The organism is Bacteroides neonati (genome assembly GCF_000499785.1).
Classification (GTDB): domain Bacteria; phylum Bacteroidota; class Bacteroidia; order Bacteroidales; family Bacteroidaceae; genus Bacteroides; species Bacteroides neonati.
The window spans coordinates 207,299-221,123 of sequence record NZ_HG726023.1 but is presented as its reverse complement, the minus strand read 5'-3'; the positions used below and the strand labels follow the sequence as shown (position 1 = coordinate 221,123).

Sequence of the window (13,825 nt, the reverse complement as noted above, 5' to 3'; positions counted from 1 at the left end):
TATTATGGAAAAGAAGAAGATTACGTTCGACAGTTTTATACGTGGCACCTTGGGCTTTCTGTTAATAATAGGCGCGCTCATGTTGGTTGAAAGGTTGAGTGGTGTACTATTACCTTTCTTTATCGCTTGGCTCATCGCTTACCTGATATATCCGTTGGTTAAGTTCTTTCAGTATAAACTGCGGCTAAAAAGTCGAATTGCGGCTATCTTCTGTGCCTTGTTAACTCTTTTAGCCATAGGCGTAGGGGCTTTTTATTTAATCGTGCCTCCCATGCTGACGGAGTTCAATAAGGTTAATACGCTCCTGGTTACCTATTTCACCAACGGATTCTCGGGCGATCATAACATACCTCACAGCCTTTCTCAATTCATCCACGAAAACATAGATATTGAAGCGCTGAATCGATTGTTAAGCGAAGAGAACCTGCTGAACGCTATTCAAAGCACAGCTCCGAAGCTATGGGCCTTGCTGTCGCAGTCGGTGAGTGTTCTCTTTAGTATATTTGCTTCATTTATTATCTTACTTTATATCATCTTTATTCTTCTCGATTATGAAGCCATCGCCGAAGGATGGATTCACCTATTACCCCTCAAATACCGCCGTTTCACACGTACGTTGGTAAATGATGTGCAGAATGGTATGAATAAGTATTTCCGCGGGCAAGCCTTCGTGGCCTTATGCGTCGGTATTCTGTTCAGCATTGGTTTCCTTATTATCGACTTCCCCTTGGCCATCGGGCTCGGGCTTTTTATCGGAGCGTTGAATATGGTACCTTATCTACAATTGATCGGTTTCGTACCAACCATCTTGCTCGCCATTCTGAAAGCAGCCGATACCGGACAGAACTTCTGGATCATCATTCTCTCGGCTCTCATTGTCTTCTGTGTTGTACAAATCATACAAGATACGTTGATCGTTCCCAAAGTCATGGGCAAGATTACGGGACTCAATCCGGCTATTATTCTACTTTCACTCTCCATTTGGGGCTCTTTGATGGGAATGTTGGGCATGATTATAGCACTTCCGCTTACTACGCTCATGCTTTCGTATTACCAACGCTTTATAATCAATCGAGAGAGCATAGAAAATGACATTTCAGAAACCACTGATAATCAGACCGAAGAAAAATAAATTGATTTTTTTACCTCGTATTGCTTGCATTTTAAATAAAAGTACCTATCTTTGCACCCGCTTAACCGCAATAACAGATTGATTCAGTAGCTCAGCAGGTAGAGCACAACACTTTTAATGTTGGGGTCCTGGGTTCGAGCCCCAGCTGGATCACTTGAAAAGAAAGAGACAACGATAAGCTGTCTCTTTTCTTTTTTTATATTATTTCTATATCTATCTCATATTTAAAAATCAACAACAACAGATGAACGAAATTCCAAATTGTCCGAGCTGCAAAGGTGAGAACACTTACTTTGACGGTTCTCTATACGTGTGTCCTGACTGCGCGCACGAATTCAACCCCGAAAGTGTAACAGCAGATGCAACACCCGATGTACCTCGCGACAGTAACGGAGCAGAGCTGGCAGACGGCGATGCTGTAACCGTAATCAAGGATTTAAAAGTAAAAGGATCTTCGATGGTTATCAAAAGAGGTACCAAAGTAAAAAGCATCCGTTTGACCGAGAACGCGGAAGAAGTAGATTGCAAAATAGACGGAAGCAGCATCGTGCTGAAAACATGCTTCCTGAAGAAATAAACCGATGGCTTCACAAGCCGCAGAAGGCCGACGAAAAGCTGACCGTCTTTTAAAAAAAGGCGGCGGGCTTTTTGAAAAAGACGGCGGGAAAAAAATAAAAGTCGGTGGCCTTTTCCATAAAGTGTAGTCGGCTTTTACACAAACGAAACAAGCCGATATCCAGAAACACACCATCTCCCTCTTGCCCATTATTCACAATTCGCGATACAGCCTGTTAATAACAGGTCTCATAAAACAGCGAAAACGCTATTTATAAGCAAATTAACCTGTTGATAACTTTTCAACAACTCCTTCAACACACTACCCTTTCTTTCTACTAAATATCTATTAACTTTGTGAGCAGCAGAGTGAATCGTTCATTCTGAACCGATTAACCCCATTCACAGTATGAAGAGAATTGTCATTGCAGCCGATTCGTTTAAAGGATCTCTTACCTCCATCGAAGTAGCGCATGCCGTTGAGCGTGGCATCCGGCACGTATTTCCTAACTGCGACGTCGTTAAGTTATCCATTGCCGATGGTGGCGAAGGCACCACAACAGCCTTGCTCAGTTCGCTGGGCGGCACCTACGTCACCGCATCCGCCCACGACCCGTTGATGCGGCCGATAGAAGCAACGTACGGTTTGATCGAGGCCACGCAAACCGCCGTCATAGAGATGGCTACTGCCAGCGGACTCATGTTATTGTCCGACGAGGAGCGAAATCCGATGCTGACCACTACCTTCGGAACCGGAGAGTTGGTGAAAGACGCACTTAAAAGAGGATACCGCCGCTTCATGATGGGAATCGGAGGAAGTGCCACCAACGATGCAGGCCTTGGCATGATGCAGGCATTGGGCTACCGCTTTTTCGACAGCAAAGGCAATGAATTAGGATATGGCGGACAGATCTTGTCGCAAATTACCCGGATAGATGCCAGCGGGGTACTGCCGGAGCTGCATGAAGCAACGTTCACCATTGCGTGCGACGTAGCCAATCCCTTCTCGGGAGCGCAAGGAGCAGCGCACATCTTTGCCCGGCAGAAAGGAGCCGACGATCGCATGGTCGATGAACTGGATGCAGGCCTTCGACACCTGTCGGCTGTTCTGAAAGAGTCGTTGGGCATCGACATCGATAAACTTCCGGGAGCCGGTGCCGCCGGAGGAATGGGTGGAGGATTGGTTGCCTTCTTGTCTGCCAAGCTACAATCGGGCATAGATACACTATTGTCTGCGATTGACTTTGAGAGCCGTATTCAACAGACAGATCTCATCATTACCGGAGAGGGAAAAATGGATGCACAAACCGTCATGGGCAAAGCACCCGAGGGTATACTTCGCATCGCTCGGCAATGCCATGTGCCCGTTGTTGCGTTGACAGGGCAATTGCAAGAGGCGGAAACGCTCAATCATGCTGGCTTTCTGGCTGTATTTCCCATACTGCCCGAGCCGGTTAGCCTGTCTCAAGCCATGATGCCCGGGTATACGCAAGCCAACATTGAGCGAACGGTTACTCAACTCATGAGGATCATACAAGGGAGCAAATCAGGGGCTTAGCCATCATAATCATCGATACTGTCGGTATCAGGATCGGTAATGCCTAAGAGCATATTCATTTCCTTTCGACGTTCTAAATCAGAAAAATAGGTTTCGACTACCCGATACAGGTCAAAGTGATAAGTGGAACCGGCTGCTAACCCCAATGTATCGACCATTTGCTCTACTGCCGTATGGATTTTCTCGGGTGCAATCAAATGAAACTCATTGCTATGAATTAGATATTTCTCCATGATAAGAAGTATTAAGATGATACTACTATAACAAGCCGACGGCTAGAATGTTCGCCCTTAAACGAACCTCGCGGGCGCATATATTTACCGAACTTTATACCCGAGCCAACTGTTTATTAAGGAAACATATAATTCATATCACAACATGGAAAAGAAACTGATTCACAGCTACGAGCTACATCTGATTGAGAAAGAGAAGATACATCAAGGAGTCGAAAAACTAGTTGAGTCGCTCGACCTCGCAGAGGGAACCGCCCACAGCTTCGATCTTTATAAGGTAATAGAAACCTACCTGACCGACCCCTCGAAACGGAAGAAAATGAATAACCTGCTCGGAATCATAGACAACACCTACGATCCCGAAGAGGAGTTTGGAGCTTGCTAAAGCAAAGGGCGCGATTTACTTTGGTAAATCGCGCCCTTTGCTCTTCTTGCTACGAGCCTCGTCCGTTGCCTGAACCGGACGAGACGAAGTGAATTTAGTTCGGAGCCTGATGCACCGTCAGCTGAGGGAATGGGAAGGCAATGCCCTGTTCGTTGAAAGTAGCATACACGGTTTTGTTGATGTGGAAGTAAACATCCCAGTAATCCTCACTTTTAACCCACACACGCACCACCACATTAACGCTGCTAGCAGCCAATGCATGGAGTGCCACCGTGGGTTCGGGATCGGACAGAATACGCTTTTCGCTGTTAATGATACCACGTACCACGGCTGCTACCCGCTCATAATCTTCGCCATACTCTACACCGAACACCCATTCGATACGACGGTTTACCTGGTGACTGTAGTTAATTACCACACCGCTACTTAGCGCACCGTTGGGAATGTAGATAACCTTGTTGTCGGGTGTTGTCAGGATGGTATGAAAGATCTGGATCTCGCGCACCGTGCCGCTGTAGTTCTGGCTCTCGATAAAGTCGCCTACCTTATAGGGTTTGAACAACAGCACGACCAGTCCACCGGCAAAGTTTTGCAGGTTGCCCGAGAGCGCCATACCGATGGCCACACCGGCAGAGGCAAGCAACGCGGCAAACGAGGTCGTCTCGACCCCCAGCTTTCCGATCACTGCTACAACCAGCAGAACGTTAAGCAGGATACTGACCAAGCTCTGAACGAATGTTTTCACACTGATTTCGACCTTACGTTTCTCCATCAGGCGATTAATAAATCGCTTCACAATCGAGATAAGGAAACGGCCTACTACAAATACAATAATAGCGCCCAATATACGCCCGCCGGCCGTAATGCCGAAGTCGAATAGTTGTTGAGTAAATACGGATAATTTATCGAGGCCCTCGGGGGCAACGATGGTTTCGGTTATTTGCATAAGTATATCATATTGAATTTAGAGTTTGCAAAGCTACAACGTTTTGGCTAAATACCAAATATTTCTTGCACTCCTCGCCAAAAACAGCTATTTTTGCAGCTCATATCACAGATAGGGGTGCCTTAACATGACGGGCTGAGAACATACCCATAGAACCTGAACCGGGTAATGCCGGCGTAGAGAACGAATAAATAAACAAGATGAAAAAGAATGTAGTAACGGTAGCCATCGTGTTGGCAACCTGCGCCTCTGCCTATGCGCAGACGGGTGCAAAAGAGACACGTATCCATGAAAAAGACAGTTTGCGCATCGTCAACCTGCAAGAGGTAGAGGTCGTTTCGACCCGGGCAGGCGCACGTACACCCATCGCCTTCAGCAATGTATCCAAAGAGACGATCCGTAAACAGAACTTCGGACAGGACATTCCGTTCCTGCTCTCCTCCACTCCATCGGTACTTACCACCAGCGATGCCGGGGCGGGTATCGGATATACCGGTATTCGCGTGCGCGGAACCGATGCCACACGCATCAATATCACCGCCAACGGTATTCCGATGAACGATGCCGAGAGCCACTCGATCTTCTGGGTGAACACGCCCGACTTTGCCTCATCACTCGAGGATATGCAGATTCAGCGGGGGGCAGGCACCTCGACCAACGGTTCGGGAGCCTTCGGGGCATCGATCAATATGCGCACGCAGGGCATTCCTTCGACTCCCTATGCCGAGGTATCGGGGTCGTACGGATCGTTCAACACCCATAAAGAGACGGTCAAAGTGGGTTCGGGACTCATCGGCGGACGCTGGGCGTTTGATGCCCGGGTGTCGAACATACAGAGCGACGGGTATCGCGACCGTGCGTGGGCAGACATGAAGTCGTACTTCGTGCAAGGCGGATACTACGGCGAACGCACCACGCTGAAATTCATCACCTTCGGCGGAAACGAGAAGACGTACCACGCCTGGAACGGCATCAGCCGCGAACAACTGGAGGACAACCGCACGTACAATCCCAGCGGAGAGATTACCGTGCCCGGGAAAGACGCGAAAGGAAATGATATAGAGGTGCCCGTCGGATTCTACAACGACCAGACGGACAACTACCGGCAGACGCATTATCAACTGCACCTGTCGCACACGTTCTCGCCTGCTTGGAGCGTGAACGCGGCACTGCACTATACCGACGGATCGGGCTTCTATCAGGAGTATAAGAACCAACGCACACTGAAGGAGTACGGACTCAAACCCTTCTACCAGACCAACGACACGGATGGAGACGGAACGCCCGACGGGCAGACACTCGTCAAGAAGGCGGACCTGGTGCGCAAGAAGATGGTCGACAGCGGATTCGGCGGCGGCATCTTCTCGGTCAACTACAACAACGACCGACTGACGGCCTCGCTCGGAGGCGGTGCCAACTATTACAGCAACGACCACTACGGACAGGTGATCTGGGTGAAGAACTACATCGGCAACCTCGACCCCGACCATGAGTACTACCGCAACACCGGCAGCAAGGTCGACGCCAACCTATACGCCAAGGCCAACTACCGCATCACCGATGCCCTGAGTGCCTATGCCGACCTGCAATACCGCTACATCGATTACCGCATCGAGGGCACAAACGATAAGTGGGACTGGACTGCCGACCCTGCACAGATGCAGGTGCTCAACGTCGACGAGCCCTTCGGATTCTTCAACCCCAAGGCGGGACTGTTCTGGCAAATCGCTCCGGCACACAGCGCCTATGCCTCCTTTGCCGTGGCACAGAAAGAGCCTACGCGCAACAACTACACCGACGGACACTTCGACGAACGCCCCCGCCCCGAGAAAATGTTCGACTACGAGGTGGGATACAGCTTCCGCACACCCCGCTTCAACGCAGGCCTCAACCTGTATTACATGGACTATACCGACCAACTGGTGCTCAACGGAAACGTCAACGAGATTGGCGAGCCCCTGGCCGAGAACGTGAAAGACAGCTACCGCATGGGCATCGAAGCATCGCTCGGTGCGCGCCTTACCGACTTTCTGCGGTGGGACGTGAACGCGACGTGGAGCAAGAACCGCATCAAAAACTACGTGGGCTACGTATCTGATAAAGACTGGACGTCGCACCCCTTCGAGCGCGGCAACACCCCCATCGCCCTCTCGCCCTCGCTCATGGCCAACAGCAACATCGGCTTCTCGCACAAGGGATGGAGCGCGTCGCTGCAAACGCAATACGTCAGCCGCCAGTACCTCGACAACTTCGGCATCCGCGAAAACTCGCTCGACGCCTACTGCGTGAGCCACCTGCACGCGAGCTACACCTTCGCCCTGCGCTCGGTCAAGGCCGTCACGCTGGGAGCGAGCGTGTACAACCTCTTCAACACGCGCTACGAAACCAACGGATATTCGCAGACGAGTGTCGACATGAGCGGAGCAGCGCCCGTATTTGAGTACGACCCACGCTTCTACCCGATGGCGGGAACGAACGTGCTGGCACACCTCACGCTGCGCTTCTAAGTGCTTCCCGCACGGGGAAGTTCCCGTGCGGATGATGATCTGAATGAAACAAAAGAACGAAACAACCGGATGAATTACCTCGAAATAATCGGCACGCTCGTCGGCCTCGTCTACCTCTGGCTCGAATACCGCGCCAGCATCCATCTCTGGATAGCGGGGATGGTGATGCCTGCCATCTACCTCTTCGTTTACTACGATGCCGGGCTGTATGCCGATGTAGGCATCAACGTTTACTATCTGCTGGCGGCCGTGTACGGCTGGTGGCGATGGCGATACGGGCACCGGGCATCGCAACAACTGCCCATCACGCGTATGCCCCTGCGCCGCTACTTGCCGCTGACGGGGGTGTTCGCGGCCTCCTTCTTCGCCATCGCGTGGCTGCTGATCGACTTTACCGACAGCACCGTGCCGTGGCTCGACTCGTTCACCACCGCCCTGAGCATCGTCGGAATGTGGATGCTGGCACAGAAATACCTTGAGCAGTGGGTGGTCTGGATAGCGGTCGACGTGGTGTGCTGCGGCCTCTACTTCTACAAAGAGCTGCCCTTCACCGCCACGCTCTACGGGCTGTATGCGGTTATTGCCCTGTTCGGTTATTACAAATGGAAACGATTGATGATATGAAAACTACCTCCGACTTCGATGCCGTGGTGCTTGCCAACGGCGATTTCCCGACCCACGCCACTCCGCTGGCCATCTTGCACAATGCCCCCTACGTGGTGTGTTGCGACGGGGCGGCAAACGAATACCTGGCTCGCGGCTTCCGTCCCGATGCCATTGTAGGCGATGGCGACTCGCTTTCCGTTGAGTACCGCGCGGCAGCGGAGGGGTTCTTTCACCCCGTAGCCGATCAGGAGACGAACGACCAGACGAAGGCGATTGCTTTTCTGCACGAACGGGGGATGAGGCGCATCGCCATCCTCGGTGCTACGGGCAAGCGCGAGGATCATACGCTGGGCAACATCAGTCTGCTGATGGAGTATAGCCGTCAGGGGCTCGAAGTGGTGATGGTGACCGACTACGGCATCTTCACCCCCGCCTGCGGCACGCGCACATTTGCCTCGCACCCGGGGCAGCAGGTGTCTCTCTTCAACTTCGGAGCTACGGGGCTGCGGAGCGAAGGGCTGATCTATCCCCTCAGCGACTTCGACCGCTGGTGGCAGGGCACACTCAACGAGTCGACCCAAACGCAGCTCACCATCTGCGCTACGGGCTATTATCTTCTCTTTCAGACGCACGACGAGGGGCGTTAAGCCTCATCTCCTCGATAACAGATCGATCTTCTACCCAACCGTTTTTGTAGAACATTTTAACCATCACCCTAAAAAAAGCTATCCCCCCTCTACAGCTATCTGTACAGGGGGGATAGAAAAGGGTAGGACTGATGTACCATCAAGGTAAGGGTGATGGTACATCAAGGTATAGGTGATCCTACCTCACCCTAAGGCTGATGGTAGGAGCATCGCAGCTCCTACCTGAGTTTGTTTAAGAAAGAGAATCTGCCAACTGCGGATGCATCTCCCCTCAACGCGCCAGCAAATACTGTTTGAAGTCGGCAAACGCCTTCGAGAGCGGCACGCTCTGCTTCTCGCGCCCAAGGAAGGCTTGCAGCTTTTCGGGCACGGCAACGGGCTCCCCGATGATGCCCTCGACCGTTTCGAGGAACTTGGCGGGGTGTGCCGTTTCGAGCAGTACGCCCGTCTCGCCCGACCGCAAATCGTGTTGCAGCGCCCGATAGGCGCACGCTCCGTGGGGGTCGAGCAGGTAGCCGAAGAGCTCCCACGTCTCTTTCACCGTGTGGCAGATCTGCTCGTCGGTATAGGTTTCGCCGCTGACGTCGGCTCGGATGGCTTCGTGCGAACCCTCGTAGAGTGCCAGCACGCGGGCAAAATTGCTCGGGTCGCCTACGTCCATGGCATTGGCAACGGTCGTCACCGAGGCACGGGGGCGGTACTCGCCCGTATGCAGGTATTGGTAGAAGATGTCGTTGCGGTTGTTGGCAGCGATGAACCGTTTGACCGGAAGCCCCATGCGGCGGGCAAAGAGCCCGGCGGTGAGGTTGCCGAAGTTGCCGCTGGGCACGCTGAATACGACGTTCTCCGCCTTTCCCAACCGTTTGAGCTGCGCGTAGGCGTAGAAGTAATAGAAGGCCTGCGGCAGGAAGCGCGCCACGTTGATGGAGTTGGCACTGGTGAGCAGCAGGTGTTCGTTGAGCTCGGCATCCATGAAGGCGGACTTGACGAGTGCCTGACAGTCGTCGAACGTGCCGTCGACCTCCAACGCCGTAATGTTCTGCCCCAGCGTGGCGAACTGCTTCTCCTGTATCTCGCTCACCTTCCCCTTGGGGTAAAGCACGTAGACGTGGATGCCCTCTACGCCCAGAAACCCGTTGGCAACGGCACTGCCCGTATCGCCCGAGGTGGCGGCGAGGACGTTGACCTTCGTCTGTCCCTCCTTCTTAATATAGTAGCCCAGCAACCGCGCCATGAAGCGCGCCCCGACGTCTTTGAACGCCAGCGTAGGCCCGTGAAAGAGTTCGAGGGCGTAGATGCGGTGGGTGACGGGTACGAGGGGCACGTCGAACGAAAGGGTATCGCAGACGATCTCGCGCAGGGTCTCTTCGGGCAGGTCGTCGCCAAAGAAGGCATCCGCCACGCGGCAGGCTATCTCTTGAAACGAGAGGGTGTCGATCGTGTCGAAAAACTCCTGTGGCAGGGGTTTGATCGTTGTGGGCATGAATAGCCCCTTATCGGAAGCCAATCCCTTGACCACTGCTTCTCTGAGCGAGGCGATGGGGGCTTGGTGGTTGGTGCTGTAGTAGTTCATGAGGAGTAGAGGTTGTTATTCGTTGTTGATGAATAGGTTGATAAATTCGGCCTCTTTCAGCCATCCGCACGCTCCGTTGCGCGCGGCAAGTTCGTCGTAGGTCTGCACCTCGTCGGGCTCGATGCCGGGATGCCAGAGGGCGAAGGGCACAGGGTCGGACGTATGCGTGCGCAGGGCGCAGGGCGTAGGATGGTCGGGCAGCAGGGCCACGGCCACAGGTTCGCTCCATTGGGTGAGGGCATCGAGCAGCGGCCCTACGATGCGTCGGTCGAGGTTCTCGATGGTGCGCAGCTTCAGGTCGATGTCGCCTTCATGTCCCGCCTCGTCGCTAGCCTCGATGTGCAGGTACACAAAGTCGTCGGTGCGCAGGGCATCGAGGGCGGCGGCGAGCTTGTTCTCGTAGTTGGTGTCATACAATCCCGTAGCACCCTCTACGTCGATGCGTCGCAGACCGGCATACACGCCGATTCCGTTGATGAGATCGACAGCCGAGATCACCGCACCGCGCTTGATCTGCGGAAAGGTTTCGCTCAGGCGCACCATCTGCGGACGGTAGCCGGGACTCCACGGCCAGATGCTGTTGGCAGGGTCTTTGCCTGCCGCCACACGCGCAAGGTTGACGGGGTGGTTGGCGAGCAGCGCTTGCGAGCGCAGGATGAGGTCGTTGATGCACGCGGCAGTCTCTTCGGCCTCGCTCGCAAGGGGTTTAACCATCAGCGGGGCGAAGGGTTTCAACGGCACATCGTGGGGCGGGGTGCAGTCGAGCTGTTTGTTGCCGCCTTTAACGACCAGCAGGTGGCGGTACTGCACACCGGTGTGGAAGCGCACGCGGTCGTCGCCCAACTCTTCTTGCAAGTATCGGATGAGGATGTCTGCCTCTGCGGTGGTGATGTGTCCGGCAGAGTGGTTCTTGAGTAGCTCGCCTTCGATGCAGACGAGGTTGCAGCGCATGGCCATCTCGCCCGGTTGCAGCTCCACACCGATGCTGGCGGCTTCGAGCGGGCCGCGTCCTTCGTACACCGTAGGCAGGTCGTAGCCCAGCACCGACAGATTGGCTACCTCGCTACCGGGGTGAAAGCCGGGGGCTACGGTGGTGAGCATCCCGTTGCGTCCCAGCCGCGCCAGCCGATCCATGTTCGGCGTGTGGGCGTGTTGCAACAGGGTTTGGTTGCCCAGCGACGGAACAGGCCAGTCGGCCATTCCGTCACCGAGAATAATGATATGTTTCATTCACGTTCGATTTAGTTACACATTGGCAATACTCATGATGTCGGCAAATACGCCCGCGGCCGTCACTCCGGCTCCGGCACCGTATCCCTGAATCATCATCGGGTACTCTTTATAGCGTTCGGTGGTCAGCAGAATGATGTTGTTGCTTCCCTCCAGTCCGTAGAACGGATGGTTGCGGTCTACCTCCTGCAAGCCGACCGAGGCTTTTCCATTCTCCAGCTTCGCCACGAACCGCCAGTGTTTGTGTTCGCTTTCGAGCACTTGGCGGCGGGCTTCGAAGTCGGCATCGAGGCTGGGCACACGCTGCCAGAAGGCATCGAGTGTACCCTCGAAGAAGTCGGCAGGCACGAAGAGATTCTTCTCCACATCCTCCTGTTCGAGGCGGTATCCGGCCTCACGCGCCAAGATCACGAGCTTGCGGATCACGTCCTTACCGCTTAGGTCGATACGTGGATCGGGCTCCGAGTAACGCTCTTCCTGCGCCATCTTGATGGTGCGGCTGAAGGGGATGTCGGCACTGATCTTATTGAAGATGTAGTTGAGTGTGCCCGACAGCACGGCTTCGATCTTCAAGATCTTGTCGCCGCTATGAATCAGGTCGTTGATGGTGTTGATGATGGGCAATCCCGCTCCTACATTGGTCTCGAACAGGAACTTGACACCGCGCAGGCGGGCAATCTGTTTGAGTTCGCGGTAGTTGTCATAGGCCGACGAGGCGGCAATCTTATTGGCAGCTACGACCGACACGTTGTGGTCGAGCAGCTCCTTATAGAGCGATGCCACGCCTGCACTGGCGGTACAGTCTACGAATACGGAATTGAAGATGTTCATGCCGATAATCTCGTCGCGCAGGGTTTCGATGGTGCTCGGTTCGCCCTTCTCTTTAAGCTCTTCGCGGTAGTTGGCCAGATCGAATCCGGCACGGCTGAACATGGCGCGCTCGGCATCGGCGATACCGACCACGTGCAGCTTCAGCCCGTTCTCCTGCTTGAGTTTCTGTTGTTGCTGGCGAATCTGTTCGATCAGGCTGCCCCCTACCGTACCCACTCCGCAGATGAAGAGGTTCAGTACCTGATACTCGGAGAGGAAGAACGAATCGTGAATAACGTTGAGCGACTTGCGCAACGACTTGCTATCGACCACGAACGAGATGTTCGTCTCCGAAGCCCCCTGCGCACAGGCGATGACGTTGATACCGTTGCGCCCCAGCGTTCCGAACAGCTTGCCGGCAATGCCGGGCGTATGCTTCATATTCTCGCCTACGATGGCTACCGTAGCCAGATTCTTCTCGGCGAGTATGGGCGATATCTCTCCCATCTCGATCTCTTTCTCGAACTCCTCGTTGAGCATCTCGCACGCCAGATCGGCATCGGCATTGCGCACACCGATCGAGGTACTGTTTTCCGACGAGGCCTGCGACACCAAGAACACACTGATGCCATTCTTGGCCAATGCCTTAAAGATGCGGTAGTTAACCCCGATCACGCCCACCATACCGAGTCCCTGCACGGTAATCAGGCTCGTGTCGTTGATCGACGAAATACCCTTGATCGCCTTGCAACGAGAGCTATCGACAGTTTTCTTAATCACCGTTCCGGCTCCTTCTGGGTTGAAGGTATTCTTGATAAGGATCGGGATGTTCTTATGGCACACCGGATAGATGGTAGGCGGATACACCACCTTGGCACCGAAGTTACACAGCTCCATCGCCTCAACGTAGCTCAGTTCGCTGATGGTATAGGCGGTAGAGATAACGCGCGGATCGGCGGTCATGAAGCCGTCTACATCGGTCCAAATCTCAAGGCTGTCGGCATCCAGTGCAGCAGCAATAATGGCTGCGGTATAGTCCGAACCGCCACGTCCGAGGTTTGTGACGTCGCCCGTCAGCTTGTCCGACGAGATGAAGCCCGGCACGAGCGACACCTGCGGAATATCACGGAAGGTTTTCTTTATCAATTGGTTGGTCAGCTCCTTGTCGAGCGTATGCTTGGTATGCTTCGACTCTGTTTTGATGAAGCTGCGCGAATCGAACCACCGGGCATCCTTGATAAGACACGCCACAATGATCGACGATAACCGCTCGCCATAGCTCACAATCGTATCGGATGTCTTGGCCGAAAGGTCTTTAATCAGGTAGATACCCTGAAAGATGTCTTTCAGCTCGTTGAGCAGTTCGCCCACCTGACGTTGCAGTGCGGTTTGCTCCTCTCCTGCCGGAATCACCTCCTTGACCATCTCTACGTGACGGTATACGATCTCGCGGAACTCAGCTTCGTAAGCCGCGTCTCCGGCTGCCGCCATCTTCGAGGTATTGATTAGTTTATCGGTGATGCCACCCAAGGCAGAAACAATGACGATGACCGGTTCTTGTGCCGACTCAACGATTTTCTTTACGCTCAAAATGCTGTTCACGGAACCTACGGATGTTCCGCCGAATTTCATTACTTTCATTG

Annotated in this window: 13 protein-coding genes and 1 tRNA gene; 9 read left to right on the top strand and 5 right to left on the bottom strand. The window is 53.6% G+C overall.

Annotation, left to right across the window (positions count from 1 at the left end; all coding sequences use genetic code 11):
• Positions 1-4 precede the first annotated feature (4 nt).
• The 5 genes from TY03_RS13660 to TY03_RS13645 all read left to right on the top strand — a co-directional run bounded on the left by TY03_RS13660 (position 5) and on the right by TY03_RS13645 (position 3,245).
• Positions 5-1,132: an AI-2E family transporter gene (locus tag TY03_RS13660; protein WP_042370934.1), complete on the top strand. Its 1,128-nt coding sequence runs from the start codon at positions 5-7 to the stop codon at positions 1,130-1,132.
• 80 nt (positions 1,133-1,212) lie between these two features.
• Positions 1,213-1,285 (top strand) — tRNA-Lys (locus tag TY03_RS13655).
• A 91-nt stretch (positions 1,286-1,376) separates the two neighbouring features.
• On the top strand, positions 1,377-1,709 hold the full coding sequence (locus tag TY03_RS13650) for a zinc ribbon domain-containing protein YjdM (RefSeq protein ID WP_042370931.1): 333 nt from the start codon (positions 1,377-1,379) through the stop codon (positions 1,707-1,709).
• 4 nt (positions 1,710-1,713) lie between these two features.
• Positions 1,714-1,836 carry a hypothetical protein gene (locus TY03_RS23020; protein ID WP_262482519.1) on the top strand — a complete coding sequence of 41 codons (123 nt, stop codon included), beginning with the start codon at positions 1,714-1,716 and terminating at the stop codon, positions 1,834-1,836.
• Positions 1,837-2,096: 260 nt separating this feature from the next.
• The gene (locus TY03_RS13645) at positions 2,097-3,245 is read left to right on the top strand and encodes a glycerate kinase family protein (RefSeq protein ID WP_042370928.1); all 1,149 of its coding nucleotides are present in this window, start codon (positions 2,097-2,099) and stop codon (positions 3,243-3,245) included.
• On the opposite strand, the gene TY03_RS13640 is transcribed toward TY03_RS13645, so the two are convergent.
• Positions 3,242-3,478, bottom strand: coding sequence for a hypothetical protein (locus TY03_RS13640; protein WP_042370925.1), 237 nt, complete (start codon positions 3,476-3,478; stop codon positions 3,242-3,244). The genes TY03_RS13645 and TY03_RS13640 overlap by 4 nt on opposite strands.
• A gap of 145 nt (positions 3,479-3,623) precedes the next feature.
• Here TY03_RS13640 and TY03_RS13635 point away from each other — a divergent pair, with 145 nt between their 5' ends.
• Positions 3,624-3,863 (top strand): hypothetical protein, encoded by a 240-nt coding sequence (locus tag TY03_RS13635; protein ID WP_042370922.1) that lies wholly within the window; start codon positions 3,624-3,626, stop codon positions 3,861-3,863.
• Between the two features lie 94 nt (positions 3,864-3,957).
• Here TY03_RS13635 and TY03_RS13630 read toward each other — a convergent pair whose 3' ends face one another.
• Positions 3,958-4,809, bottom strand: a complete 852-nt coding sequence (locus TY03_RS13630; RefSeq protein ID WP_042370920.1) for a mechanosensitive ion channel family protein — start codon at positions 4,807-4,809, stop codon at positions 3,958-3,960.
• Between the two features lie 200 nt (positions 4,810-5,009).
• Here TY03_RS13630 and TY03_RS13625 point away from each other — a divergent pair, with 200 nt between their 5' ends.
• The 3 genes from TY03_RS13625 (at position 5,010) to TY03_RS13615 (ending at position 8,569) form a co-directional block, all read left to right on the top strand.
• Entirely contained in the window at positions 5,010-7,316 is a 2,307-nt protein-coding gene (locus tag TY03_RS13625) for a TonB-dependent receptor (RefSeq protein WP_042370918.1), read from the top strand.
• A gap of 69 nt (positions 7,317-7,385) precedes the next feature.
• Positions 7,386-7,940, top strand: coding sequence for a nicotinamide riboside transporter PnuC (gene pnuC / locus TY03_RS13620; protein WP_042370917.1), 555 nt, complete (start codon positions 7,386-7,388; stop codon positions 7,938-7,940).
• Complete coding sequence (locus TY03_RS13615) at positions 7,937-8,569, top strand: thiamine diphosphokinase (protein ID WP_042371374.1); 633 nt, start codon at positions 7,937-7,939, stop codon at positions 8,567-8,569. The genes pnuC and TY03_RS13615 overlap by 4 nt, the downstream gene beginning before the upstream one ends.
• Positions 8,570-8,840: 271 nt before the next feature.
• On the opposite strand, the gene thrC is transcribed toward TY03_RS13615, so the two are convergent.
• The 3 genes from thrC to thrA are packed head-to-tail and all read right to left on the bottom strand — an operon-like array spanning position 8,841 to position 13,823.
• Positions 8,841-10,142 carry a threonine synthase gene (thrC, locus tag TY03_RS13610; protein WP_042370915.1) on the bottom strand — a complete coding sequence of 434 codons (1,302 nt, stop codon included), beginning with the start codon at positions 10,140-10,142 and terminating at the stop codon, positions 8,841-8,843.
• 15 nt (positions 10,143-10,157) lie between these two features.
• On the bottom strand, positions 10,158-11,372 hold the full coding sequence (locus tag TY03_RS13605; protein WP_042370912.1) for a cofactor-independent phosphoglycerate mutase: 1,215 nt from the start codon (positions 11,370-11,372) through the stop codon (positions 10,158-10,160).
• A gap of 15 nt (positions 11,373-11,387) precedes the next feature.
• On the bottom strand, positions 11,388-13,823 hold the full coding sequence (gene thrA / locus TY03_RS13600; RefSeq protein ID WP_042370911.1) for a bifunctional aspartate kinase/homoserine dehydrogenase I: 2,436 nt from the start codon (positions 13,821-13,823) through the stop codon (positions 11,388-11,390).
• Between the last annotated feature and the right edge of the window lie 2 nt (positions 13,824-13,825).

What these genes read in the sequence shown, in the direction of transcription:
- TY03_RS13660 (WP_042370934.1), top strand. Translation starts at nt 5, where the DNA reads ATGGAAAAGAAGAAGATTACGTTCGACAGTTTTATACGTGGCACCTTG.
- TY03_RS13650 (WP_042370931.1), top strand. Translation starts at nt 1,377, where the DNA reads ATGAACGAAATTCCAAATTGTCCGAGCTGCAAAGGTGAGAACACTTAC.
- TY03_RS23020 (WP_262482519.1), top strand. Translation starts at nt 1,714, where the DNA reads ATGGCTTCACAAGCCGCAGAAGGCCGACGAAAAGCTGACCGTCTTTTA.
- TY03_RS13645 (WP_042370928.1), top strand. Translation starts at nt 2,097, where the DNA reads ATGAAGAGAATTGTCATTGCAGCCGATTCGTTTAAAGGATCTCTTACC.
- TY03_RS13640 (WP_042370925.1), bottom strand. Translation starts at nt 3,478, where the DNA reads ATGGAGAAATATCTAATTCATAGCAATGAGTTTCATTTGATTGCACCC.
- TY03_RS13635 (WP_042370922.1), top strand. Translation starts at nt 3,624, where the DNA reads ATGGAAAAGAAACTGATTCACAGCTACGAGCTACATCTGATTGAGAAA.
- TY03_RS13630 (WP_042370920.1), bottom strand. Translation starts at nt 4,809, where the DNA reads ATGCAAATAACCGAAACCATCGTTGCCCCCGAGGGCCTCGATAAATTA.
- TY03_RS13625 (WP_042370918.1), top strand. Translation starts at nt 5,010, where the DNA reads ATGAAAAAGAATGTAGTAACGGTAGCCATCGTGTTGGCAACCTGCGCC.
- pnuC (WP_042370917.1), top strand. Translation starts at nt 7,386, where the DNA reads ATGAATTACCTCGAAATAATCGGCACGCTCGTCGGCCTCGTCTACCTC.
- TY03_RS13615 (WP_042371374.1), top strand. Translation starts at nt 7,937, where the DNA reads ATGAAAACTACCTCCGACTTCGATGCCGTGGTGCTTGCCAACGGCGAT.
- thrC (WP_042370915.1), bottom strand. Translation starts at nt 10,142, where the DNA reads ATGAACTACTACAGCACCAACCACCAAGCCCCCATCGCCTCGCTCAGA.
- TY03_RS13605 (WP_042370912.1), bottom strand. Translation starts at nt 11,372, where the DNA reads ATGAAACATATCATTATTCTCGGTGACGGAATGGCCGACTGGCCTGTT.
- thrA (WP_042370911.1), bottom strand. Translation starts at nt 13,823, where the DNA reads ATGAAAGTAATGAAATTCGGCGGAACATCCGTAGGTTCCGTGAACAGC.